21 protein-coding genes are annotated in these 24,495 nt (G+C 63.8%); 6 read left to right on the forward strand and 15 right to left on the reverse strand.

Annotated features, from left to right (window positions below; translation table 11 throughout):
• Positions 1 to 131: 131 nt before the first annotated feature.
• From C0Z18_RS05795 to C0Z18_RS05815, 5 genes are all read right to left on the reverse strand, one after another.
• On the reverse strand, positions 132 to 1,919 hold the full coding sequence (locus C0Z18_RS05795; protein WP_199189399.1) for a hypothetical protein: 1,788 nt from the start codon (positions 1,917 to 1,919) through the stop codon (positions 132 to 134).
• A 76-nt stretch (positions 1,920 to 1,995) separates the two neighbouring features.
• Positions 1,996 to 2,457: a hypothetical protein gene (locus C0Z18_RS05800; protein WP_102644433.1), complete on the reverse strand. Its 462-nt coding sequence runs from the start codon at positions 2,455 to 2,457 to the stop codon at positions 1,996 to 1,998.
• The gene (locus C0Z18_RS05805) at positions 2,454 to 2,930 is read right to left on the reverse strand and encodes a CesT family type III secretion system chaperone (protein WP_102644434.1); all 477 of its coding nucleotides are present in this window, start codon (positions 2,928 to 2,930) and stop codon (positions 2,454 to 2,456) included. The genes C0Z18_RS05800 and C0Z18_RS05805 overlap by 4 nt, the downstream gene beginning before the upstream one ends.
• 173 nt (positions 2,931 to 3,103) lie before the next feature.
• On the reverse strand, positions 3,104 to 3,736 hold the full coding sequence (locus C0Z18_RS05810; RefSeq protein WP_102644582.1) for a response regulator: 633 nt from the start codon (positions 3,734 to 3,736) through the stop codon (positions 3,104 to 3,106).
• Positions 3,729 to 5,363, reverse strand: coding sequence for a response regulator (locus tag C0Z18_RS05815; RefSeq protein WP_102644435.1), 1,635 nt, complete (start codon positions 5,361 to 5,363; stop codon positions 3,729 to 3,731). The genes C0Z18_RS05810 and C0Z18_RS05815 overlap by 8 nt, the downstream gene beginning before the upstream one ends.
• A 632-nt stretch (positions 5,364 to 5,995) precedes the next feature.
• Between C0Z18_RS05815 and C0Z18_RS05820 the strand changes: the two genes are divergently transcribed.
• The 4 genes from C0Z18_RS05820 (at position 5,996) to C0Z18_RS05845 (ending at position 11,313) form a co-directional block, all read left to right on the forward strand.
• The gene (locus tag C0Z18_RS05820; protein ID WP_102644436.1) at positions 5,996 to 7,345 is read left to right on the forward strand and encodes an RNA polymerase sigma factor; all 1,350 of its coding nucleotides are present in this window, start codon (positions 5,996 to 5,998) and stop codon (positions 7,343 to 7,345) included.
• Positions 7,346 to 7,932: 587 nt separating this feature from the next.
• Positions 7,933 to 8,724: a response regulator transcription factor gene (locus tag C0Z18_RS05825; RefSeq protein WP_158244200.1), complete on the forward strand. Its 792-nt coding sequence runs from the start codon at positions 7,933 to 7,935 to the stop codon at positions 8,722 to 8,724.
• 260 nt (positions 8,725 to 8,984) lie between these two features.
• Positions 8,985 to 9,809: a hypothetical protein gene (locus C0Z18_RS32890; protein WP_158244201.1), complete on the forward strand. Its 825-nt coding sequence runs from the start codon at positions 8,985 to 8,987 to the stop codon at positions 9,807 to 9,809.
• 73 nt (positions 9,810 to 9,882) lie between these two features.
• Positions 9,883 to 11,313 carry a hypothetical protein gene (locus C0Z18_RS05845; protein WP_102644440.1) on the forward strand — a complete coding sequence of 477 codons (1,431 nt, stop codon included), beginning with the start codon at positions 9,883 to 9,885 and terminating at the stop codon, positions 11,311 to 11,313.
• A gap of 240 nt (positions 11,314 to 11,553) precedes the next feature.
• Here C0Z18_RS05845 and sctC read toward each other — a convergent pair whose 3' ends face one another.
• The 10 genes from sctC to C0Z18_RS32895 all read right to left on the reverse strand — a co-directional run bounded on the left by sctC (position 11,554) and on the right by C0Z18_RS32895 (position 21,034).
• On the reverse strand, positions 11,554 to 13,455 hold the full coding sequence (gene sctC, locus C0Z18_RS05850) for a type III secretion system outer membrane ring subunit SctC (protein ID WP_233217144.1): 1,902 nt from the start codon (positions 13,453 to 13,455) through the stop codon (positions 11,554 to 11,556).
• 29 nt (positions 13,456 to 13,484) lie between these two features.
• A complete protein-coding gene (locus C0Z18_RS05855; protein WP_102644441.1) occupies positions 13,485 to 14,939 on the reverse strand; it encodes a helix-turn-helix transcriptional regulator in 1,455 nt (484 codons plus the stop codon).
• 306 nt (positions 14,940 to 15,245) lie between these two features.
• The gene (gene sctT / locus C0Z18_RS05860; RefSeq protein WP_102644442.1) at positions 15,246 to 16,082 is read right to left on the reverse strand and encodes a type III secretion system export apparatus subunit SctT; all 837 of its coding nucleotides are present in this window, start codon (positions 16,080 to 16,082) and stop codon (positions 15,246 to 15,248) included.
• The gene (locus tag C0Z18_RS05865) at positions 16,079 to 16,582 is read right to left on the reverse strand and encodes a hypothetical protein (protein ID WP_102644443.1); all 504 of its coding nucleotides are present in this window, start codon (positions 16,580 to 16,582) and stop codon (positions 16,079 to 16,081) included. Before C0Z18_RS05865 ends, sctT begins: the two co-directional genes overlap by 4 nt.
• Positions 16,579 to 17,901, reverse strand: coding sequence for a FliI/YscN family ATPase (locus C0Z18_RS05870; protein WP_102644444.1), 1,323 nt, complete (start codon positions 17,899 to 17,901; stop codon positions 16,579 to 16,581). The genes C0Z18_RS05865 and C0Z18_RS05870 overlap by 4 nt, the downstream gene beginning before the upstream one ends.
• Position 17,902: 1 nt before the next feature.
• Entirely contained in the window at positions 17,903 to 18,655 is a 753-nt protein-coding gene (gene sctL / locus C0Z18_RS05875) for a type III secretion system stator protein SctL (RefSeq protein ID WP_102644445.1), read from the reverse strand.
• On the reverse strand, positions 18,640 to 19,329 hold the full coding sequence (locus C0Z18_RS05880; RefSeq protein WP_102644446.1) for a type III secretion protein HrpB4: 690 nt from the start codon (positions 19,327 to 19,329) through the stop codon (positions 18,640 to 18,642). The genes sctL and C0Z18_RS05880 overlap by 16 nt, the downstream gene beginning before the upstream one ends.
• A complete protein-coding gene (gene sctJ / locus C0Z18_RS05885) occupies positions 19,326 to 20,120 on the reverse strand; it encodes a type III secretion system inner membrane ring lipoprotein SctJ (RefSeq protein ID WP_102644447.1) in 795 nt (264 codons plus the stop codon). Before sctJ ends, C0Z18_RS05880 begins: the two co-directional genes overlap by 4 nt.
• Before the next feature lie 11 nt (positions 20,121 to 20,131).
• Complete coding sequence (locus tag C0Z18_RS05890) at positions 20,132 to 20,548, reverse strand: hypothetical protein (protein WP_102644448.1); 417 nt, start codon at positions 20,546 to 20,548, stop codon at positions 20,132 to 20,134.
• 9 nt (positions 20,549 to 20,557) lie between these two features.
• Positions 20,558 to 21,034, reverse strand: a complete 477-nt coding sequence (locus C0Z18_RS32895; RefSeq protein WP_158244202.1) for an HrpB1 family type III secretion system apparatus protein — start codon at positions 21,032 to 21,034, stop codon at positions 20,558 to 20,560.
• 271 nt (positions 21,035 to 21,305) lie between these two features.
• Between C0Z18_RS32895 and sctU the strand changes: the two genes are divergently transcribed.
• Positions 21,306 to 22,421, forward strand: a complete 1,116-nt coding sequence (sctU, locus tag C0Z18_RS05900; RefSeq protein WP_102644450.1) for a type III secretion system export apparatus subunit SctU — start codon at positions 21,306 to 21,308, stop codon at positions 22,419 to 22,421.
• Entirely contained in the window at positions 22,418 to 24,478 is a 2,061-nt protein-coding gene (gene sctV, locus C0Z18_RS05905; protein WP_102644451.1) for a type III secretion system export apparatus subunit SctV, read from the forward strand. Before sctU ends, sctV begins: the two co-directional genes overlap by 4 nt.
• The last annotated feature ends 17 nt before the right edge of the window (positions 24,479 to 24,495 follow it).

A 24,495-nucleotide genomic window follows, 5' to 3' on the forward strand; every position in this document is an offset into this window, starting at 1 on the left:
AAGGCTATCGGCATCGCTCGCGGCCTAGGCATGGCCAATACGGTGGCGGAAGCGGTGGCCCGATCAAAAACAAATCGCCGCCGATTCGTTTGGAATCCGAATCGGCGGCGATCTTCCAGCCCCCTCCGCACTCACACGTTTTCGTCGCCTCTCGGCGCGTCGGTCTCAGCCGCCGCTTCGGGGGTGGCATCATTGCTCCGGCGGTTAGTCTGCGCTTCACGCACGGCCGATCGCACAGCGGATTCCGCTTGCCACGTGCGCGCGATCGTACTGTATGTCGCGCCTGCCCAAACGGCGGTCGCGCCGTTGGTCATCAAGCCGCTCAACCACGCCGGCGCGTGCAGTTTCTGCGCCACGATCCCCAATGCGTTGCCGAGCGAAATGTTCGAGCCGATGACCGCGGTACGCGTCACCGATTGATCGAGCACCCGCCCATAGTCGACGCCCGTCAACGCGGGATCCAATACTTGTCGCGTGCCCGCCTCGTTCGCTTCTTGTTGCGTGACGTGGATCCAGTCGGACGTCTCGAGCAGCGTATTGATCGTCGCTTTGACGGCCGACGAATGGGCAAACGTACCGAGCGCCTGTCCCATCGAGAGCGGCGACGGATGGGCCGCGAGCGCCGCTTGCGCGTCCTTGTCGCCGAACTTCGCGTCCAGTGTCGTGCGCGCGTCGCTCAAGCCCGCCGGGACGGCGCCGAACGCGTAATTCGCCGCGAAGTTTGCCCCACCATAGAATGCGGCAGCCTTGCCCAAATGCGCGCCGCTGACCCCGCCGTTCGTCTCCTGCTCTGTGTTGACCATCCGGAACGACGCCTGAATCGAATCTCGCGCGGCCGCGTAGGCCATCACTTTCAGATCCGTCGCGAGCACCTGCGCGCCAAGGTGGGGTTGCCCGATGCTGGCTCCGCCGAAACTCAACGCGACGTTCGTCACGACGCTCGACATCGCAAGCGACATCACGGCATCGGAGTAATCGCGCTGCGCTTTCATCTTCGCTTGTTTCTCTTCGTGAGGCAGCGCCTCCCACTGCGCCGCGCTCAGGTTGTGAAACCCGCGCGCCGCCACTTCCGGATTGCGCTGCTCTCGAACCTGGCGCAACCGATGCAAGCCGAGCGTCGTGACGCCTGTCGCGACTTGCATCGCGGACACCGCATGCGGCGGCAGCTGGCGCAACGCGGCGTAGATCGCCTCGTACATCATCTCCCGCGCGAACGTCGGCAAGCCGGTCGAGACCGTCTGGTGGACGAGGTGCCCGGCTGCCGCGCCGACCAAGCGCGGCGGGACACCTAGCACGCGCAGGCCCGACACCGCGCTCGTTCCCACCTGCGCAGCATGGTGAGCACCTGCGCTGAGTAGCTGGCCGCCGCCCTCAACGGTCGCCACGACGCCGTCTTTCGCCGCGGTGAGCCCGGTTGCCGCCGCATTCTTGGCCCTCGTGCCCAGTTCCGCCGCCTTGCCGTACAAGTGTTGAAGCGGAGCGGTCAGCGAGCGCCCGCCGCCGCTCGGTGCCCCGCCGGTTTCCGTTCGCGCCTGCCCGCCTGCGGCACTCGTCTGTCCGTGCTCCGCGCCCGAGTCCCCCTGGGGAACGGTCGCGCGCATCGATGGGAAGTCCGTCTCCAACGCCAAGCGCATTCGTGTCGAGCCGAACCGAGAGGACGGCGCCCCATGGAACAGCGTCGAGCTCTCGCTTTCGTCGCTTTCGTGGCCGTCGCTTTCGTCGTCGATGTCCCCGGTCGTAAGCGGCAATGGGCCGCGTCGCGCCGACGGTAAACCTTGCAACCGAGAATCGGTCGTCCGCACCGAGTGCGCACCGGCAGGCGGTGTCCAACGCGGCTGCCGCGCCGTGTTTTCCTGTGCGGGTTGTTCGTGCTGCGCCGATGAAGCGCCCGACGTGCCCGCGATACCTTTGTTGTGCATAGCCTCTACCTCATGTCGAAACTACCGGACTAATGGTCGAACGATCGGTCCGGTCCGATCGCAGCGCACATGACTGTCAAGCACGCGCGGCTTGTAAATCGGCCGCGAACGCGGCGAAATTTCCCAGCCATCGCGCGAGCGCATCGGGCATCCGGGGTTCCAAAGTCCATCGGCAGAGCAATTGAGGACCGCCCAGACCGATGGCGAAGCTGATGCCGGCGGTCAGCAGCCAGTGCGCGTTGGCTTGCAGCAGCAGCGCGCGCCGCTCTCGGGAGCCGGCCCAATCCTCGTCGAGCAAGGCGCCCACGATCAGTGCGGATTCGTCGGGCGCCAGGACGAGCTGCAACCGTTGCGCCCCGAGTTGAATGCGGCCCGTGCGGGCCGCTTCCCGGGCCACGTCCGGCGCAGCGCCGAGCGCAGCCATGACTTCGACGACAAAATCGAGCACCGCCTGGGGCGCGTCGAACTCCTGATCGGTCGCGGACGCGGCATCCATCGTTCGCGTTGCGCCTGTCTCCCGGGTATCGATCGTTTTCATTGGGAGACCCTCTGCGAAGTGGGCAGCGCCGATGCGCCCTCACGCACGGCGGTGCAAAGCTCGTACATGCCTTCGAGTACGGCGCGAAGGCAGGCCGGGGTTTGCATCGATTCGGTCACGCGCATGACGAGGCTCGCCGCGCCTTCTTCATCGACTACGAAGCCCCACTCGCCGCTGATCATGGCCGCCTCGTTGGCCACGAGCAGCGCGTCGTGCCAAGTCGAGCGCTCCACCTGCGGCGGGCAAGCGAGCGCTGCCTCGGCAATCAACTGCCGCGGGTGCGCCGATCGATCGTTCGTGTGGAGCGCAAACTCGATATCGCCGAGACTCAAGCGCCCCGAGCCGGCGAATTGCCGCGCGGTCTCATCCTCTAGTCCCAGCGTGCCCGCGAGCTCCATCAAGAGCGCCGCATCGTTGCGATGCGGTGGGCTTTGCGACGCCAGCGCCTGTTGGCCGGTTTGCGCCATATCCATGTCCCTCCTAGTCCGGTTGCGCATGTCATGTTGGATAGGGAACCCAACGATGCGAACCGAGTCTAGGTGGGCAAAACTTCGCTCCCCGCGCTAGCCGGCGAAATGCCTCGTACGGCAGCGAACGAAATCGTTTTCACCCCCGGGCGGGCGAAAGGTGCTCTGGGCGGCGGCTTTCAGTGCGCCGCGAGACCGTGGCGAATGGAATAACGGATCAGTTCGGCGTTGTTTCTCAAACCCAACTTCTGCATGAGACGCCGCTTGTGGGTGCTGATCGTTTTCGCGCTGAGCGCGAACGTATCGGCGATATCGTTGATGCTGCGTCCGCTCGCGAGCGCACGCAGCACCTCGAATTCGCGATCGGAGAGGATTTCGTGGGGCGGCACGTCGGTCGAGTGGCGCTCGAACACCACCGCGTCGACGAGCTTCGGATCGATGAAGCGTCCACCGTCGGCGAGCTTTCGGATCGCGGCCAGCAATACCTCGGGATCGCTGTCCTTGGTGACATAGCCGGCCGCGCCGGCACGCAACGCGCGCGACACGACCTGCGCTTCGTTATGGATGCTCAGAATGAGGACCGGCATCTCCGGATACTCGCCGTGCACGCGGCGAATGAGGTCGACCCCGCTGATACCGGGCATCGTCATATCGAGCATCAGCAAATCGACTTCCTTGCTTCGCAACTTGGTCAACACGTCGGCGCCGCTCACCGCCTCGTCGACGACGGCGATATCCGTGGCCGTCGCCACGATCTGCTTCAATCCGCTTCGCACGACCGCGTGGTCATCCGCGATGAGAATCTTAATCATGTCCGCTTCCATCTTTAGCAGGAATACCAATTGAGATCACGGTCCCGCAACCGGGCGCGCTGTCGATCTGCAGCGACGCGCCGATGAGGCGTGCGCGTTCGATGATACCGAGCAGTCCATAAGAGTCACGCTTTCCCGCACTGGCCGGGTCGAACCCACAGCCGTCGTCGCTCACGTGAATCTGTAACGTGTCTTCCCCGGACACGACCGTAACATGCGCGCGCGTTGCGCCGGCATGTCGAGCGACGTTCGTCAGCGATTCTTGCACAACGCGAAACACGGCTGTCGCGTGCGAATCGCTAACGTTGGGCTCGCAGCCGATCGACAGAAGCTGACAAGAAATACCCGTGCGCTTCATGAAGTCTTCCGCCAGCCACTCGAGCGCCGATAGTAGCCCAAAGTTCAGCGCCGCCGGGCGCAAATGATTGGCTACGTTACGCACCATGAAGATCGTGAGCTCGACCAATTCGCGCATGTCGGTCACTTTCTTGAGCAATTCGGGGGCATCGCTCAGCCGCATTTTGAGCAACGATACGTCCATCTTCAAAGCTGTCAGCAACTGCCCGAGCTCGTCGTGTATTTCTAGCGCGATCCGCTTGCGTTCCTCCTCGCGAATCGCTTCCATATGTGCGCTGAGCTCGCGCAGTTGTTCGCGCGATTCGAACAATACGCGTTCGATACGCTTTCGTTCGGTAATGTCGCTAATGCCGAGGTAGATCGCCGGTTCGTCGTGGTACGTGGCCAGCCGTGCGGTGAGCGTCCCCCAAAACGTCGAGCCGTCGCGCCGGCGCAACTGCACCTCTTCGTCCTGCACGATGCCGTCTCGCCTTACCCGCTCCGTCACCCGCTCGCGATCGCTTTCATCCACGTACATGTCGTGGCTATCGGTCTCGCCTCGCGCTTGCTCGCCGATGCCGAACAATTCTCGCCACGGGTCATTCGCATAGAGGGCATACGGCGCATGCAGACGGCCGATGCTGAGCGGCACGGGGCTCGCCTCGACGATGACGCGCAATCGGGCCTCGCTGCGCTTGAGCTCGGCCTCGGCGCGTTCACGTACCGCGATCTCCGCGCGCAATTCGTCGTTCGCCAGCGCAAGCTCGCGCGTACGCTGCACGACGCGCTGTTCGAGTTCGGCTCGGATGCGCGACAATTCGTGCTCGGCCTGCTGCCTGACGCGCACTTCCTCCTGCAACTGGTGGTTCTGCTCGACGAGCGCCTCTTGCATCTCGCGCATCGTCAAATGAACGTTCATTCGGGCGATCAGTTCCTCGACGCGAACGGGCTTCGTCACGTAATCGGCTCCCCCCGCGCGGAACCCTTCGAGCATTTCGTCCACGCCGTCTGCGACGGTCATGAACATCACGGGGATATCGCGCGTTTGCGCGTCGGCTTTCAAGCGCCGGCAGGTTTCGAAGCCGTTCATTCCACTCATGTTGACGTCGAGAAGGATCAGCTCGGGCAGACCATACCGGGCACGCTCGATCGCTTCCACGCCATCGAGCGCGATCAACACACGGAAACCGCGTTCGCTCAACGTATCGACGATCACACCCAGATTCGCCGGTGTATCGTCCGCGATCAGCACCGTCATGGTACGCAGTTGGGACTCGGGCGGTCCGTTCATATTTACGCGGCCTCCTGTCCAGCGCCGATTCCAACGAAGGCGACGGCGAACAGCCGCGCGATCGCGCGGCCATGCAGGCGATCGACCGGGCTCCATCCGGAAAGCGGGACACGGACCACCATGTCCTCGTCAAATGAGAATCGTTGGCATGCGCATATTGTGCATGCGTTGGCGTGGCGGTTGCAGCCTCATCTCCGAGGAAAAGGCGGCAAAGAAGCTGAGCAAAATGCTGATTATCGCGTCAGGAAATCCTTACCCACAACCGGTACCTTGGTCTCACGCTCGGGCACGGCGCGTCGCGCGAGCCGCAAGATCTCCGCAGCGCAGCGGCGACGGAACGCTCGATTTGGTCATCCTTCCCTTCTGAATTTTCAGGATTAGCTGACCTCGTTACGCATTCCGGCTGCACCGATAGATACAGTAAATTGCGGCGATAGGCGCCGACGATACCCATCCGTATGGCCCCGCATCGAAGCGATGGAAATATCGATATCTATGCCGAGGTGCGCCGCGTATCGGGCCGACGCACCGCGCAACCGGGCGGCGCTGTTCGAACCGAGGCGCCATCGTGATTCACGCGCGGTAACCGCCGTGCGCGAAGAATCGGCAGTTCGTAGGGAGAAGATAAAGATATGACGACAACGAGCACAAAGGAGCCGCGTCTGCTTTGGTCCAGTGCGCACGGGCGATCCGCACCGGCCGCACTGGCACCGTATGCGGCGCACGCCGGCCTGGCCGCATCGATCGGCGCAGCCGACCCGACCGTCGTATTCATCGACTGCGTCGATGTCGACGCCGACGCCTCTACCGAAGTGAGCAAGTGGCGAAACCGTCATGGATCGGCACCGTACCTCGTGCCGGTGGTGAAAAACGTATCGCCGCAAATCATCGTCTCGCTGGTGACCCGCGGCGCCAACGACGTCGTCGGACAAGACGACTTGCTGTTCCCCGACGCCATCGTCGGCCGTTCTCGCGACGAAGCCAGGCTCATGCACCTCGCCAAGTCGTGCGCCGGCGATACCGATTGGCTGCAACGCGCCGCGGACAATCTCTCGTCGCCCGTCTTCTTCAAGGACGCGGCCGGCGCCTATACCGGGTGCAACGAGGCCTTCGAGCGCCGGTTGGGCCGTGATCGCAGGCAGCTCACGGGAAAAACCGTCTACGACATCGCGCCCTCCGATCTTGCGCTCGTCTATCAAAAGGCGGATCTCACGCTCGCCTCGCGCGGCGGTGTACAGATCTACGCCACGGGACTGCCCAAACCTTCGGGCGAAGTGGGGCTCGTGCGGTTCTACAAGAGCGTCATCTCCGACGGCACGAACGTGGCCGGCATCGTGGGCACCGTTCACGACATCGGGTCGTCCACGGCGGAAGAGGAGATTCAAGAGGCCCTGCGCGAACTGCTGCACCACGCGAATGCCCATGGCGCCGAGGCATTGCGTGCCGATGCGCGAGCGGAAGCCGACCGTCTGCTGCTCGCACGCATTGCACGCAAAGACGGCGCTGCGTTGGCGCAACTGCACAGGCAATACGCACGGCGGCTCGCACGATTCCTGAACCGGATGACGTGGAGCAGCCATATGATCGATGAGGTCGTGAACGATGTCTTCCTCGTCGTATGGAACAAAGCCCCGGATTTTCGCGGCCAGTCCTCGGTGTCCACATGGCTGATGGGTATCGCGTATCGGTGCGCCTGTCAGGCGATTCGCAGCGAGCACCGATTCGCGAATACGGTGCCGCTCTCCTATGAACAGCATCTGGCGGCGCTTCACTATTCGCACGACTACGAAGGAGCGGACTTGCTGACGAAAGCGATGGGGCAGCTGCCCGTCGATCAGCAGCTCGCCATGTCGCTTTGCTACGCGTTCGGTCATTCCACGGAGGAAGTCGCGGCCATCACCCAGTCGACGGAGTCAGCCGTCAAGGCGCGCATTCGCAGGGCGAAGGACCGCTTGCGCGACGTCATCGAACAACTGGGCTGACGAGCCCCTCCTCGGTCGGGGCCGGAGGCAATCTCCGGCTTCCCCCGCCCGCCGCGGATGCACGAATGACCGCACCCTCCACCTCGTAGTCCGCTTCTCCCCCGCTCCCACGTTCGGCCTTCACACCAGGCCATGCGTCCTGTCGATAAAAATGCAACTTGCGCGCATCGAATAACGAATCGTCGATTCCGAGGTTCGATCGCGCGCGATCGCTCAGATCAGTCGGATTCAACTGTAAGAACTTTCTGACGTCACATTACCGGTGAATCGCGCAAAGCCAACGTACACGGCGCTGGCCCGCGTAAGGATGTCGGAGAGTGCGCTAAAAACCGGGCAAAACCCGAAGTATCCGGAAGAACGGCGAACGACACTAACGGATAAGACTTCATTCAATGAAGCAAGGCCGCGACCGAGCGCGACCGATTGGGGGTGAACAACGCCGACGACGCGGGAGCCCCTGAACGAAACAGTATTCGTCGGAGAGGACGATACGTTTCATCGAAAGGCCGATCATCGCAGGAGCGTACGCGATGCGGCAGCTGTGGCATGCGATCGAGCCTCGATCGAGCGCCGACTGGAGAATTAAAGTGCGATTCGCTCTCGTTACCGATGACCCGCAACTAGCGACCAACCTTAGTGATTGCTTCGCCGAAGACGGCATTGCCATCGAACCGTTCGAGGCTGAGTTGCCGCTCTTTCGCGCCATGCGGACGAAGGCGTTCGATGCCGTCTTGATCGATGCGAAAGACAACTCGATGCTCGTGAACTCATTGCTGTCGTGGCAGAACTGTAACGGCGCAACGTCGCTTCCGGTTATCGTGCTCACGCCGTTTTCGAATTCGGCGGCCATGCTGCGCTGGATCACCTCGGGCGCGACGGACGTGGCAAACCGCTTCGATCTGCAGCAAGTGCGGTTGCGCGCGCATATCGCGGCGCGGCGCCGCGCGCCCGAATCTCAGGACGATGTGGTGTCATCCGGCAGATACGTGCTTCGACGGCATGAGGGCACACTCACCATCGACGGTGAGCAAATACCGCTGACGCCGCGCGAATTCGCCATGGCATGGCTGCTGTTCTCCAATGCCGGCAAGTTCCTGAGCCGCGCACAAATCGCAAGCAGCGTGTGGGGCGCTTGCGAAGACATCGCCGGCCGTTCGATCGAACAGCACATCTACAAGCTGCGCAAAAAGCTCCAGCTCTCGGGACAAGGCGGCGCGAACCTCAAGACCGTCTATGCGCTCGGCTATAAGCTCGATCTCGCTTCGGCGGAGGGTTTCACGCCTGAGCCGTTGCAATGGGACGCTCCTCGCTCCCGCACCGCGCCCGCCAAGCCCCGCTCTTACGGTGTTTCATTCGCCGTCGCACCGGCGCAAGGCTGACCGGTCCGCATCGCCGTGCTCGACCGCTGCGTCGATTTTCGCCGGCGCTACGCATTGTCAGTGAATTCTTTCGCACGCGGCAAATAGACTTCGCCGCGACGCCCGCGCGAAAACCTGCCCGTCGATATCTTCGAGACCGAACGATGCCCTCTGTGTTTCCTCTTTCGGCAGGAATGCGCGCGGGCCTCGTCGCGCGGCGAAACACCTAGACGCTGTCTTTTGGCGGCGGGCATTCACTATTCATGACGACGAGGTCATTCATGAGCGTATCGATCGGCGGTTCTTCCCAAGTCGGCCTCAACGGCGCCGACTTTTCGGCGTCCTTTGGCGCGGACAGCAGCAACGGCAGCAGCGGCACGGCAGAAATCGAAAAAATGCTGGGCATGATGCTCGACATGATCGAGAAGATGCTGGCGCAAGCGATTCAACAGCAAAACCAGATCGCAGGCATCGACACGAAGGGCAGCACCAGCCCCGCGCCCGCGGCCGGCACTAACGCGGGCAGTGGCGCCGACGCAGGCGCCGGTGCGACGGGTGGCGCCGGTGCGACGGGTGGCGCCGGTGCGGCGGGCGGCGCGGATGCGGCAGGCGGCGCCGATGCGGCAGGTGGGGCCGATGCGGCGGCCGGCGGCCTGCAACCGATCGAATCGATGCTGCAAACCATCTTGCAGATGCTTCAGCAACTGCAATCGAGCGGCAGCCAGGCGAACGGCGGTCAGGACAACAACCAGATTCTGCAGATGCTCGGCGAAATCACGCAGATGCTCGGACAGATCCAGCAAGCCAACGGCGCGCAAGGCGGCGCCGCAGGCGGCGACGCGGCCAGCGGTCCGGCTGCCGGCGGTGCTGCGCCTGCCGGCGGTTCGCAAGCGGCAACGGGTGGCAATCCGCAATCGTCGATCGAATCGATGCTGCAGGAAATTCTGAAGATGCTGCAACAGATGACCGCCCAGCACGGCCACTCGGGCAACAGCGACGGACGCAGCGGCGACGGCAATCAGCAGGTCCTGCAGATGCTCGGCGAGATCACGCAAATGCTGCAGCAGATGTTGCCGCAGGCTCAGGCGAGCGCCGGCGCGAAGTGAGTGCGCGAGGCGAAGGCCGGCTCGACGATCCGGCCTTCGCCACTTCATCGCTACAGCAAACAAAGGAAATGTGATGAGCATTTTTTCCAAGATCGGACACGCTTTCGAGCACCTCGGCGACGACATCAAGCACGTCGCCAAAGACGTCGAGCACGGTGTCGAAAACATCGGTAAAGACATCAAGCAGGGCGTCGAACACCTGGACCCGTTCGCGAACACCAAGATCGGCGAAGGCATCGAGCATGCGTTCGCCAAGATCGGCAAAGGCATCAAGGACGGCGTCGAGGAAGTCGGGAAGGGACTGGCCAAGGATGCATCGACGGTCGTCAAGGATGTGAAAAAGACCGGCCACGATCTCGCTCACGGGCACTTCAAGCAAGCCTTCCACGATGCCGTCGACACGGGCAAGGATGCGTTCAACGGCTACTACGACGCCGTCACCGCGGTCGGTCACGCGGCCGTCGATTCGCTCGCCGACATGCACCTGAGCAAGGGCATGGACAAGGCGATGGGCAAGGTCGAGAAGGGCTACAACGCGTTCACCAACGACATCAAGTCCAGCGTCGACCAAGTGGGCTCCGAGGTGGTCGAAGGCACGGTGGGCGCGATCTCGAGCACGATCCAGGCGGGCAAGGATGCGGTGCACGGCAAGTGGGGCGCGGCGCTCGACAAGTTGGGCGAGGCCGGTATGGACACCCTCAGCGTGGCGTCGGATCTCACGCCTGAAGGCGCCATGGCCGCAGTCGGCACGAACGCCCTCATCAATGCGCACATCGGCAACGCGCAACTGGATACCGTGATCGGCGGCGCTTTGCACGGTAACGTCGCCGAGACGGCGAAGGGTATCGCGAAGGGCGTCGGCGAAATGGAAGCCGGCAACGTGGCACAAAAGGCGCTCGGCGGCGTCGAATCGAAGATCATGTCGACGGGTGGCGGGTCGGATTCGAGCATCGTGGCGGCCAGCGTCTTGGGCGCCGCGGCAGGGGGAGCAGGCGGCTTTTCGTTCGGCCGCAAAGGCTCGCATGAGTCGTTCGGCGGTTCGGGCGGCTCCGGCGGTTCGGGCAAGTTCGGCAAGTTCGCCTCGTTCGGCAAGTTCGGCGGCGGGAGCGGCGGCTCCGGCGGCTCCGGTCTCTCAAGCCACTTCCCGACGCTCAGCAAATTGGGGCAATCGGGCAAGTTCGGCGGTAAGACGAACACCGGCGGCCAGGAAGAACTGCATGCAGGGCACGCAGGCGCGGGAAGCCCCGACCACGCGAACTATGCGGCCCGTGGCGCCGAAGACGAGCACGAAAAGAAACAACAGCGCGCCGACAACGCCCAAAACGCGGCCGACAACGCCGCGGCCAATAACACGGCATCCAACACTGCGCCCGGCGGCATGTCCCCCATGCCGTTCATGATGCCGCCCCAAGCACCGGGAGCAGGCCGCAGCGCGAGCCTCGTCGGCGGCGACGACTCGAGCTCGAGTTCGAACTCGAGCCCAACCTCGCACTCGAAGGCCTGAGCGCCAGGCATCGCGTCGTATCGCCAGGCAGGCCCGTACGGAAACGACAGCCTGCCGACCCGCTGCGCTCGGCACTCAGTGGCAGGACTTCGGACCGGCATTTCAGCCGGTCTTTCTATTTGCCCCAGCGTCGGGCGAAATCGTTACGGCCATCGAGAACAAAAAAAGCATCCGCCCGCTTGTGGCGGTGCGGATGCAAAGCGCTTAAAGCTCAACGCTTCAAACGAGGGAAGACGGTGGCTACATGGCGGAATCGCGACCGCAGCAAGCCGAGGCATCGGCCGCCGAGGCATCGGCCGCCGAGGCGGCCGACACGACGCGCGGCGTCAATAAGAACAAACGTTGGAACTTCTGACCCTGATGGTGCTTGAACTTGAACAGCCCGCCGATCACGGGGATCTTCGACAGGGCAGGCACGCCCGACTCGCTGTGATCGTCCTGATCCACGGTATAGCCGGCAATGAGTAAGCTTTGCCCCTGATCGATCAACGTCTGCGTATCGATCGTGCTCTTGCTGACGATGGGCAACTGCCCCACGTTCTGGCTCGTCAACTGGCCGTCCTCGATATGCACATCGAGCCGAATCTGCGGCTTGCCGTCCTCCGAGACGATGCTGGGCAACACGCGCAGCGCCACGCCGGCCGATACGCTGTACAGGCTCCCGGATTCGAAGCCCTGCACCGGCACGTAGAACGTCTGCTTGTTGTCCATCACGGCTTCCACGTTGTCGAGGGTGGTCACCTTCGGGCTGGCCGTGATACGTGCGTTGTCCGTCTGTTCCAGCGCGCTGATGCGGCTGAGCAGGTAACGCCCGGTGCCCCCGATGACTGCCGTCAACACCCCGCCGACCGGCGTCATCGCGGCGGCCGCGCCGGCCGCGTTCGATAGCGCGGACGACGTGTTCGAGTTCGGGAACCCCTGCGGGTTGATCGAACCGGGGAAGCCCGCCTGCGCGTTCTGCCCATTGCCCGTTTCGATATCGATATGGCTCGAGTTGAGCCGCCAATCGACGCCGAGTTCCTTCAAGCCGGTTTCCGAAATCTCGATGATGCTCGCGTCGATTTCCAGCACACCGGGGCGGCGGTCGAGCGACGTGATCAAATGTTCGAGCGCGGGCATCGACTCGGCGCGCGCACGCACGAGAACGGCGTTGTCGCGTGCGTCGGCGCGAATGATCGGCGCGTCGGGATGGGGGGACCCCGATCCCATCGACGACGGCAACCCCGAGCTGGCGCTCATCATGTCGTCCGGCAAAGGAGGAATTTGAGCGTTGCGTGCCGAGTCCGAGCCGCCCGAGGGGCCCGGCTGCGAGGGCCCGGCGCCGCTGAGAAAACTCGGCAGCGGTGGGAACAGCCGTCCGTTCCCATTTGCATTCGCGTTCGCGTTCGCCCCCTGCCCTTCCGACGTTCCGCCGATGCTTCGCAGCCGATAGGCATCGGCGCCGACTTGCGTGGCCGCGTTTCCGACCCGCGGGTCACCGTCGTTCGAATACAGACTGCGCAAGACCGTCACGACGCCCGGCACGACGACGGGCTCGCCGTTGATCATGAGCGAACGATCGGTGGCCCACGCATAGTGCAGCTTGAACGAACGCACCTCCGGCGTATCGCCGCGCTCGACGTCGCGATCGATCAAGTGCGCGACATCCGACGCGAGTTCGACCATACGCGGCGGCCCCGATACGACGGCGGTACGCGTCTTGTCGTCGTACAGCACGGGAAAACGCGGATCGTTCACGCCCAGTCTGGACAGCGCCGCACGCAAGTCGTCGGTCGTCGCGTGCACGAGCCCGATCGTCTGGCTACGCGCTTCGTTGGGGCCCGATACACGCAGCACCGAGCCGTCGTAGTACCAGATGAAGCCGAACGAATCGGCCATGCGATCGAGAAACCGTTGCGGCGTTTCATCGAAGCGGCCCGTCACGACACCTTCCACTTGCGGCGAAATCCAGGTCATCACGCCTTCGCTCGCACCGAGATCGCGCAGAACCTCCTTGACGTCCTTATGATCGGCCACGTAGGCGAAGTGATTCGATTTCCAAGGAATCGGCCGTGCGTGCGCATCGCTGCTGCCCAATCCGATCCCGACCAACGCAGACAACACGAGCGCTCTGACGCAGCGCATGCGTCCTTGATATTTCATTGTCTTTTGCTCCGCGAGAATCGATCCCGTTACCGAGTACAGGCGACGATCGTCTGCGACGGCGATTCGTTGAAGTGCTTGCGATAGCCCTTCGCCAGCGTCGATCGGCTCTTGAGTCCCCAGCGGTTCGCGGTGTCGTAAATCGAGGAGGCGGGACTGTTTTCGTCGAGCAAGTCGCGGCGAATGCCTTCGAGCCGCAACGATCGGATCAAGCCGCACGGGGTCACGCCCAGCGCGCGTTTGAAGACGAGTTGGATCGTGCGCATCGTCACGTTCATTTCGGCCGCGACCTCGCGCGTCGTCAGATCTTCGCGGTCGATGTTCTCGATGATGTAGCGATAGGCACGCCGATACTTCGCAGGCAGACGCGCCGACATTTCGTCGTTGACAGGCGCCGCACCCAGCGGGCGTGCCGCGCCTGCCGCGTGCGTCGGCGCGGCAGGCGCCGCGTCGCTGCGCAAGCAGCGAAGCGCTTCGGCCGTGTACTGGCAATAGAATTTCAGCGCCTGCGCATGCTCGCCGCGACGCGTCGCGACTTTCGCCATGCTGTAGAAGTAATCGACATCGCGATGCACACGTCCGTCGATTTGCGACAACCCGTTCATCAATTCGACGCCTAGATCGTCCTGACCGCCGGCGAATGCGGCCAGCGCCATTTCGAGGATCGCGTGAAATTCGAAATCGGGATTCGCCGCCTGGCGCGAAATGCGCGCGGCAATCACCGAGGCCGGCGCGGCGCACTCGCCACTCGCCATGCGCTCCATGCTGTGCAAGAGTTCCTGATGCAACGACAGCAGCGCCGGGCGAACGGCAACGGCGCAAGCCGGTGCGAGCGGCGCCCGGCTACTCGCGGCCAGCGACGCCGACGCCAGCGTCGATTGCCAAAACGCATGATCGTCGAGCGCTCGCGATGCGCGCACTTTCAGCCGCACATCGAACTCTTGCGCAAGCAAATCGACGACGAGGCGAAAGCGCGGCTCCTCATGTGCATCGGCCAACTCCGCCGCCCGCAACAATGCATCGTCCGCGGCCTGTTGCCGGGCCAGTTGATGATGCGCGAGCGCCATGCCGATATAGGCTTCGATGCGTTGCTCGACCGTTGCTTCAGGCTCCGTGCTGACCCGTGCGAAACCGCGTTGCGCGACGACCGGGCGCGCGCGGAACAAGCTGATCCACGCCGTATTGCGGCAGGACTGAACACGCAGTTGGTCGTCGTCTTTCCAGATGAGCTTTTGCGCGCGACGGTAATGATTCTCCGCCGCCTCGAAATCGCCGACGACGACGGACACATCGGCCAACGCCGTCAGTTCTTGATTCGATTGCGCACGTGCCTGCAATTGCGCGCGTTCGCCCTGGTCGGCGACGTCGTCGACGGTGCAATAGGCTCGTGCGAAATCGCCCTCGAGCACCGAGGCGCAATAGCGGGGCACGCTGTTACGGGATTTGAGGGCTGACAGCAGCGCTAGATAGACCGTCGGATACATAGCTCGACACTCTTCGAATACGCCCCGTCATTTGTCGGCCGACCGGGCTAAGCCGTGCACCGGATCGAACCGCGAGTCGCTCGCGCATCACCGTGCTTGAGTGGATATTAGTCGGCTGCCGTTCGCATAATTTCAACAATCTCACGGGCATTTACAACAATTCTGACTACGCGTTGAGAATGAGCGAATCGGCCCGCGATGCGAGGGTCTACCAGTAGAAACGCGGGGACCGGCGAGCGAACTGAAATACCGCCCGCTCGCCGTGACGAGGGAAGCAACGCGTGGAAAGTACCGAGTGCGGCGCGCTCAATTCGGCGCATGCACGGCGCCTGGCGATGCGAGCGCAGCCGCTTGCCGGATGAAGCCGTCGAGGCGCAGCGAACCGATCACCTGTTGAGAAAGCACGCCCACGAGGAGGATCAGCATGAGCAGGCCGATCGCGCCGCGCAGCGGCTGACTGAGCGATGACGGCTCGAGCTTTTCCGCGGCACGCGCCAGCATGCCGATCGACAGATCGACGAAGACCAACGCGAGCATGACCGGCGTGCCGAACTTTACGGTAGCCGTCATGATCGAATCCGTTTGCGAAATGATGAAGCTTTCCGCCACGCTTGCCATCGAGGGCGTCAGCGACGCCAGCGGCCACCATTTGAACGACTCGAATACGGCTCCCATCAAGAACGTCATACCGCCTCCCACGTAGAACAACGCCGTGGCCAATTGCATCAACGTGTTCGACGTGGGCGTACTTTGATCGCCCCGCAGCGGGTTGTTCATCTGAACGCTGTTGTAGCCGGCGAGATCGTCGATCAGCGTCCCGACGCATTGCGCGATCCAAAACACCGACGAGGCGGCGAATCCCAGCAACGCGCCGAGAAACATTTCCTTCAGCGAGATCATCAACAGTTGCACCGAGCCGAGGCCATCGAAGTAATGAGCAGGCTGCGCGGCGGCGACGAACACCGCAAGCACGTAGATGATGCCGTTGCGCGCCGTTCCCGGCAGCATATCGCCGCTCGTGGGCGGAAAGATCGACAAGGCAACGGCAATGCGCGCCGCGCTCAGCGCAAGCGTAAAAAAGAAACCCTGATACTCGTTGAACAGCTCCGCAAGCGCGCGAGCCGTGGCCAATCCCTCGTTCATCGTTGCCCTCCTGCGCGAACGAGACGCGCGGCGGCCGTTTCGCCGGCCTCGTCGTCCGCCCGCTCGTCGATGCGGCGCTGCGCCGCCGCGATCGCTTTGCGCAATTGCTCACGCGCGGCTTCCAGCGATGCATCGGCCCGCCGTACATCGATCCCAAGTTGTTCGATCACCTGCTGTTGCGCCTCGACGGCATCGGCCGCGCGGCGCACGGCGGCGCGTTCTTGCTCGACGGCCTCCATCAATGGCGTCCGATAACGATCGAGGTCGAGGTATGCCGTAGGCGACAATCCGTTCGGATCGCTCAGCAGTTGCGCAATCCGCTCTTCATGTGCGAGGCGGCGACCCTGCGCCGCTTGAAGCTCGTGCTCCGCTTCTTGCACTGCATCCATCAGCCGCCGCAGTTCTTTCCGGGCATCGGCTAGCGCGCGCTCGGCGCGGTCTTTCGCGCGCGCTTTCGCCGCAACGACGATCTTCCAAACTTGCTCGATTGCGCGGCTCATGACTCGCCGAAGCTGCACAGCACATCGCGCGTTTCGGCTAGATCGGCCAAGTCGTCGGTACGCTGACGTACGAATCCTTCGATCTCCTCGTGCATCGCGATGGCCTCGTCGGCGAGCGGATCGGAGCCGCTCTTGTATTCGCCGATTTGCAGCAGCATTTCGACCTCGTCGTATTTCGCCATCAAGCGGCGGATGCGCCCGGCCCCGGCGCAGTGCGCCGGCGATGCGATTTGCGGCATCACCCGGCTCAAGCTGCCGAGCACGTCGATAGCCGGATAGCGGTTCTTCGCGGCGATCTTGCGCGAGAGGATCAAGTGCCCGTCGAGAATACCGCGTACCTCTTCGCTGACCGGATCGCCGCCTTCCTCGTCGTCGGCCAGCACCGTGTACAGCGCGGTAATCGAGCCGTCCCGTCCCATGCCGGCGCGCTCGAGCAGACGCGGCAACTCCGCGAATACCGACGGCGGGAAACCGCGGCGTGTCGGCGGCTCGCCGGCCGACAGCCCGATCTCGCGCTGGGCTCGCGCAAACCGCGTGAGCGAATCCATCATCAGCAGCACGCGCTGGCCCCGATCCCGGAAGTACTCGGCGATCGCCGTGCCCACGTGAGCCGCCTTCGCACGCTCGATCGAAGAACGATCCGAGGTGGCGCAGACGACGACGCTACGCGCCATGCCATCTTCGCCGAGAATGAGTTCGATGAATTCGCGCACTTCACGTCCGCGCTCGCCGATCAGGACGATGACGTTGACGTCGCACTCGGTGCCGCGCGCGAGCATGCCGAGCAACGTGCTTTTACCTACGCCTGCCGGCGCGAAGATACCCATCCGCTGACCCTCGCCCAACGCCATCAAGCCGTCGATCACCCGCACGCCGGTGCCGAGCTGCGTCTCGATCATCCGCCGCTCGAGCGGATCGGGCGCGTTCGCGAATACCGGCACGCGCTGCAACGCTTCGATGGGTCCCAGCCCATCGCTCGGCTCTCCGAGCCCATCGAGCACGCGCCCGAGCAACCCGGGACCGACGGGAACGGAAAGCGGCTCTCCGCTGCCCGTGACACGCGTGCTGCGGGAAATGCCGGTCATGTTGCCGAACGGCGCCAACAACACGTGCTGCCGTGCAATTCCGACGACTTCCGCGCGTTGCATCAACGATCCGTCCGGGCCCCACAACTCGCATAGCTCGCCGAGCTGCGCGTCCAATCCGCCCACCTTGATCAACGTACCGACCGCCTCCAGCACCTTTCCATAGCTTTCGAGCGACGCACTCTGGCCGAGCGCGGCTTCGAACTGGTCCGCAAAGCGGGCGATCGTGCTCATTTCACTCGTCCTCGTCGTCGAACGCGTCGTCTTCCCACTCGCCCTGCGGGAGGCCATCCGCAGCCGGCACGCCGCTAGCAGACATGACGGCGCCTTTCAACGCGCGTTCGAGCCCCGCCAATTGCGCGCGCAGATTGCCTTCGATCACGCCGTAATCCCATTCGCACACGCAGCAGCCTTCGTCGATCGCGTCGTCTACCAGCACCTCGACGTTCAGCGGCGGGTTCGCTTCGCGCGCCAGCGCGCCGAACGCACGCCGCGCGCTCTCCGCTTCGGCCTGCGAAACGATCACGCTCAGGTGCGATGCGTCGTCGATCGCGCGCGACACGGCGGCCGCGACGCGGCGCATGAGGGCGTCGCGATCGCTCTCGGCAATCACTTGCTCCACCGCGCTCATCACGAGCCTTGCGAGTCGTGCCGATTGAGCGTGAAGCTCCTCGCGCTCGTCGCGGGCGCGCGCGAGCAACTCCGCATGCGCTTCGGCCAGCGCGCGCCGCTGGCCCGCCGCATACCCGAGCCGGGCGCTCTTCTCGAAGTTGCGGCGGGCGGCGGCGGCGAGCGCTTGCGTCTCGCGCCTCGCGGTTTCGACCAAATGCTCCGCGCGCTTGTTCGCATCGTGCATCGTTGCATGCACCACTTCGTCGAGCGCTTGCATCGCATCGTTCAACTCCATCGTCCGCGCGAACTCCCCCGCGCGCACGACATCGCTGTCGATCGCGATGACCTTAGGCTGCTGCTTCAACCAAATAGCCATTGGAACTCCGGAAACAAAATGCCTGCGATGGAAAGGAACTCGTCCGTGGCGCTCGTGCCCGGCTTCGGCCCACCGCGCGCGACCGCACCCGCTTCTAGCGAGGTATGCGCCTCAGCCGCCAGCACGTGCTGCCAAATATCGCCTTCCGTCGACAACTTTAGGCCCAGTTCGACCGTGCGGCGCAACGTCGGATCGGCGCACGCGCCGTCCGCCAGCATCAAGGCCCACCCGCGGTGCGCCAAGGCATCGGCGCTCAAGTCATCGGGCAAAGGCTGTCCCGAGGTGGATGTCAGCGCTTGCTCTTGCAGCGCCGCGAAGGCCGTCGGCCCGATGCTGAGCGAGAGCGCACGCTTGGTCTGGCGGTCGACGCAGCGGCGAATCGCATCGCGGCAGTCGTACAACGCGCGAGCCGATAAAATCGGCTTCAACGCGTGCGCAGCAACGGTCGCGATGCGATTACCTGTACTCAGAAATGCGTCCGCCGGCACCGGTGCGAGAAACCACAAGCGTCGCGCCGACGCGAATCGCAGTGAGGACGTGCGCCGCCCGGCGAGCGCGCTCGGCATGGCAAACGGTGCCCGGCGCGCCGCTTCGTCCGCAAGTGCCGACGTCAATTCGTGCACGCGCGATTCGAACTCGCTCAGCACGCGAATCAGCGACTGGTTCGAGCTCATGGCGCTACGGCGGGCGCACCGCTCTCCTTTTTCACGCGCTTGAACCACTGCTTCGGCCCGGCGTCGCGCCAGGCGCGCGGCGCAAATGCGAGCCACAGCGCGACCGCGGCGGCGATGACACCCAAGACGGCCGCCCCCACGATCCACGGAGTCGATGCCCCGGTGCGTTCCTGCTCGGCGACCATCCCATCCGGGATCGGCTGGCTCGCTTGCACGAGCGTCACGCTGACGTTGTCGTAGGTCAGACCTTCGACGCTGTGCACGACCAGATTCTTGATGCTAGGCACCAGCGCTTGAATGTCGGTGCCCGCTCGATATTTGATGAACACGGCCGCGGACGACGGCTTGATGACGTTCGATAGCGGATCGTTGTTCGGCAGCACGATCTGCACCTCGGCCACCGCCACGCCGTCGATCTTCGACAACGTATCGGAAAGCTGCTGCGACACGCCGTAGATGAACCGTACCCGTTCCTCCGTCGGCGTGGAGATCAGCCCATCCTTTTTGAACATGTCGCCGAGCGATGTGTATTTCGGATGTGGCAGTCCGTGCGCACGAAGCACTTCCATCGAACGCGCGAAATTGTCTCCGCCCACTTCGACGGCCCAGCTCTTTCCGCCGTCGGGGGAAGACTTGCTGGCGTCGATGCCCGCTTCGAGCAGCACCCGCATCAAGTCGTTCGCGTCCGGCTCGGTCAACTGCGCATACAGTTGCTTGCTGCACCCGGCAAGCGCGGCGGTCATGGCCACCACGATCGCCAGGGTACGCAGCGGGCTCAAAAAGCGGCGCATGGCGCCCTCCGTCATTGGTTCTTCATCAGGGTCTGCACGGTACTCTTGCCGCCTTGCGCGACCGCCGTGCCCGTGTAGATCTTCACCATTTCATCGGTGACGGCGTGCTGGATCGCCATCGTCTGCGCCGCCACTTGCTGCATCGACATGTTGCCGCTCTGCGCTTCGAATGCATTGATGCGCTCCGTCAACGCGCCGAATGCTTCGTCCTGCTGGGTAACCGCCTGCGAGATCGTCGAGGGCCCCTGGATGTGCCCCGACTGTTCGGGAACCAAGCGCGCTTGTTCGAGCGCCTCGCGAAAACGGGCACCGAGACCCTCCGGCGCATGATTGCCGAAGGTGGCGGGCGTCGCGTCGGAGGGGCCGCCCGCGGCGTTGACGCTCGGCAGCGAGACCGGCGGCGTGATAGCGGAGATGGGAACGGTCATGTCGGCACCTCACGCGCGCATATAGCTGAACGACATCGCTTGCCGCATTAGATCGGCATCCGCGCGTTTGCTTTCCGCCGGCGCGCTCTCCTGTGCCGTCTCGTCGCGCTTGCCCGTCAACAGCTTCATGAGGCCGACGGATTCGGGGTCTTCGTCGCGCTCGAGCACTTCATTGGCATAGATTCGCCACGAGGGATCCTTGAGCGAAGACAGGCAAAGCGCGAGCAGTGCCGTGACGTAGGGCCCGAACGGCGGTTTGAGATCGCGGCCTTCCAGTTGGCGCAGCAACTGCGCGGCCTCGCCGGGGCGATTTCGCCGAATCTGCAGCCACGCGTCGTAGGCATGCAGTTCGATGAAGTCGGGCCGCATGACGTGAAGCGCGGCCAGCATGCGCTCGGCTTCGTCCAAATGACCCTTGCGAGCCGCCCACGTCAACATCTCCACCATCGCGGATACCAGGTCTTTGCTACATGTCGTGAGATCCATCTTTCCCCTCGCGAAGTTCGAATCGAAACCAAGGCTGTGCGCCCGGAACGGCCGACACGAAAGGCGCGCCGCCGATGCCTCGTAACGTAACGGGATCCGGCGGCCTGCCCTGGCGCACCCGGCGAATTTCCTCGTCCGGCAACGAATCGGACGCCGGGATTTCGCTCGATGGCGCGCTGTTTCGTCGTGCGCGAACGCGCGTGCGGCGGCAGCGGGCGACACTCGCGGCCAATTCGATCGATGAATTGATGGTCTTACCTGCGAGCGCCCCATGTCAGACGAGAAAACCGAAGAGCCAACCGAGAAGAAGCTTCGGGACGCGCGTCAGTACGGCGAGACGATCAAGAGCCCGGACTTGTCGTTTGCGATGCTGCTGCTCGTGTCGGCGCTCGGCCTATCGCTGGCGGGCCCGACGATGGGGGAGCACCTGAGCGCGCTGCTGCGCATCGCGCTCGACGTGCACTCGGCCGGCACCACGGATGCGGATCTGCGCCGCGCCATGGCTCGCATCGGCATCGAAGCACTGCTGCTGTCCATTCCGGTAGGCGTCGCGGTGGTCGCCGCGATCGCCTCGGTGGCCGCGCAGATCGGCTTCGTGATCTCGTTCAAACCGCTCGAGCCGAAATTCAACGCCATCAATCCGGGATCGGGACTGAAACGGATGTTCTCGATGCGCTCGTTCATCGATCTCATCAAGATGACGATCAAGGCGGTCATCATCGCCGCGGCGCTTTATAAGACGCTCACCGCGCTCATGCCGCTGATCGTCGGCGTGGCATACGAGCCGGTACCGGACCTCATCGAAATTTCCTGGTCGGCGCTGTGCCGTCTGTTCGCCGTAGGCGGCGTGCTCTACCTCGTGCTCGGCGTCGTCGATTACGGAATCCAACGCTGGCTGTTCATGCGCGATCACCGGATGAGCAAGGACGAAGTCAAGCGCGAATTCAAAAACTCCGAAGGCGATCCGCAACTGAAGGGCAAGCGCAAGCAGATCGCCCGCGAGATCGTTCAGGACAACCCCGACAAGGCCGTGGCCGGCGCGCGCGCCGTCATCGTGAACCCGACGCACTACGCGGTTGCCGTGCGCTACGAGCCCGACGAGTACGACCTACCCCGCGTGGTCGCCAAAGGGGTCGATGCCGATGCAATGGAAATTCGCCGCATGGCCGAACGCCACGGCATACCGATCGTCGGCAATCCCCCGCTTGCGCGAACGCTCTATTTGGTGCCGCTCGAAGACGCGATTCCCGAATCGTGCTTCAAGGCCGTCGCCGCCGTGCTGGCGTGGGTCGAGGATATGCAAGCGGGCGACGGCGCCGGCAGCCACGCGTCGGCCGCCCCCGCAATGAGCGTGCACGTACAACCCAATGAAGGACTGCCGTCATGACTAAAGCCGCATCGCTTTCCCGAGCGTCGCAATACAGCGGCGAGGTGGGTATCGCTGGTGTGATCGTCGCCGTCGTCGCGCTGATGATCCTTCCGCTGCCGACGTTTCTCATCGATATGCTGCTGGGCGTGAACATTACGGCCAGCGTCGTGTTGTTGATGGTGACGATGTACATCCCGAACGCGACCTCGCTTTCGGCATTTCCGTCGCTGCTGCTTTTCACCACGCTGTTTCGGCTCTCGCTGAACATCGCATCGACGAAGTCGATTCTCTTGAAGGCCGAAGCGGGCCACATCATTCAGAGCTTCGGCGAACTCGTCGTGGGCGGCAACCTCGTCGTCGGTCTCGTCGTCTTCCTCATCATCACCACGGTGCAGTTCATCGTCATCGCCAAGGGCTCGGAGCGCGTGGCCGAGGTGGGTGCGCGCTTCACGCTCGACGGGATGCCCGGTAAGCAAATGAGTATCGACGCCGATGTGCGCGCCGGCAATCTCACGGCCGAGCAAGCGCAGAAGCGCCGGGCCCTGCTCGCGCTCGAAAGCCAGTTGCACGGCGGGATGGACGGCGCGATGAAGTTCGTGAAAGGCGATGCGATCGCCGGGCTCGTCATCACGATGGTCAACATCCTGGCGGGGATCGTCATCGGTGTGACCTATCACGGCATGTCCGCCGGGGAAGCGGCAAACCGCTTCTCGGTGCTGTCGATCGGCGATGCGATGGTCTCGCAGATTCCCTCGCTCTTGATCTCCGTCGCGGCCGGTGTGCTGATCACACGTGTAGCCGACGACGACAGCAAACCGCGCTCGCTCGGCACGGAAATCATCGAGCAGTTGTCGGGGAATGCACGCGCCTTGTTCAGCGCCGCCGCCTTGCTGTGCGGCTTCGCCCTGGTGCCCGGATTTCCGTCCATCTTGTTCGTCGTATTGGCGGGCGCGCTGGCGGCCGGCGGTTTCACGCTCATCCGCAAGCAGCGCAAGGCGGACTCGCCCGCGGGCCCCGAGCTGCCGGCACTCACGCGCGAAGGTTCGAAGGAAAGCGCGCCGACCATCGCGAAAATGGCGCCGTCTTTCGCCGTCCCGCTCGCCATCCGCTTCTCGCCGCAACTCGCGTCGCTGATCGACTCGGGCAAGCTCGATGACGCCTTCGAAAAGGGCCGCCGGGCACTGACCGCCGATCTCGGTTTGCCGTTTCCGCGCACGGCCTTATGGGTGGCCGAAGAACTGACGGGACACAGCTACCAGTTAATCGTCCAAGACGTGCCGTCGCTGCCCGTCGATCTGCCGCCCGGGCTTTCCGTCTTGCGCGAGGCGCCCGACGCATTGCGGCCGCAATGCGAAGAACGGCGCAACGTGGCAGGGCTCGCGCATAGCTACTGGATCGATACCGCCAAGGTGCCGCCCGATTCCGCCGATGCGGTCGTGAGCCGTGAAGCGCTGATCGCAGGACACGCGATCACGCAGCTCGGTGCGGAAGCCAAGCTGTTCGTCGGCCTGCAAGAAACGCAATGGCTGCTGGAGCGCGCCGGCACCGAGTACCCCGGGCTCGTCGCGGAAGTCCAGAAAGCACTGCCTGCGCAGCGCATTGCCGAAGTGCTGCGCCGCATGCTCGAAGAGCGCGTGCCGATTCGGAACATGCGCGCGATTCTCGAAAGTCTGATCATCTGGGGGCCGAAGGAAAAGGACCTGCTGATGGTGACGGAGTACGTTCGCGGCGATATCGGCCGCTTCATCGCACACCGCGCGACGGGCGGCACCGGCGAGCTACCCACCATCGTGCTCGATCCGAACGTCGAGCAAACGATTCGGCAATCGATCAAGCCGACACCGGCCGGCAACTTCCTCGCGCTCGAACCCGCTACGATCGACGCCCTGCTCGGCAATCTCGAAGGAATCTGCGGCCCCGTGCCAGCCGAACATCTGGCGATCGTCACCGCCATGGACATTCGCCGTTACGTGAGGCGAATGATCGAGCACCGCTTCCCGGCCCTGCCCGTCTACTCCTTCCAAGAACTCGGCTCCGACGCGCATCTCACGCCGGTCGGTCGCCTGAGCCTCTGAGCATCGAGGACATCGCC

It is taken from the genome of Trinickia dabaoshanensis (genome assembly GCF_002879885.1).
Taxonomy (GTDB): Bacteria; Pseudomonadota; Gammaproteobacteria; order Burkholderiales; family Burkholderiaceae; genus Trinickia; species Trinickia dabaoshanensis.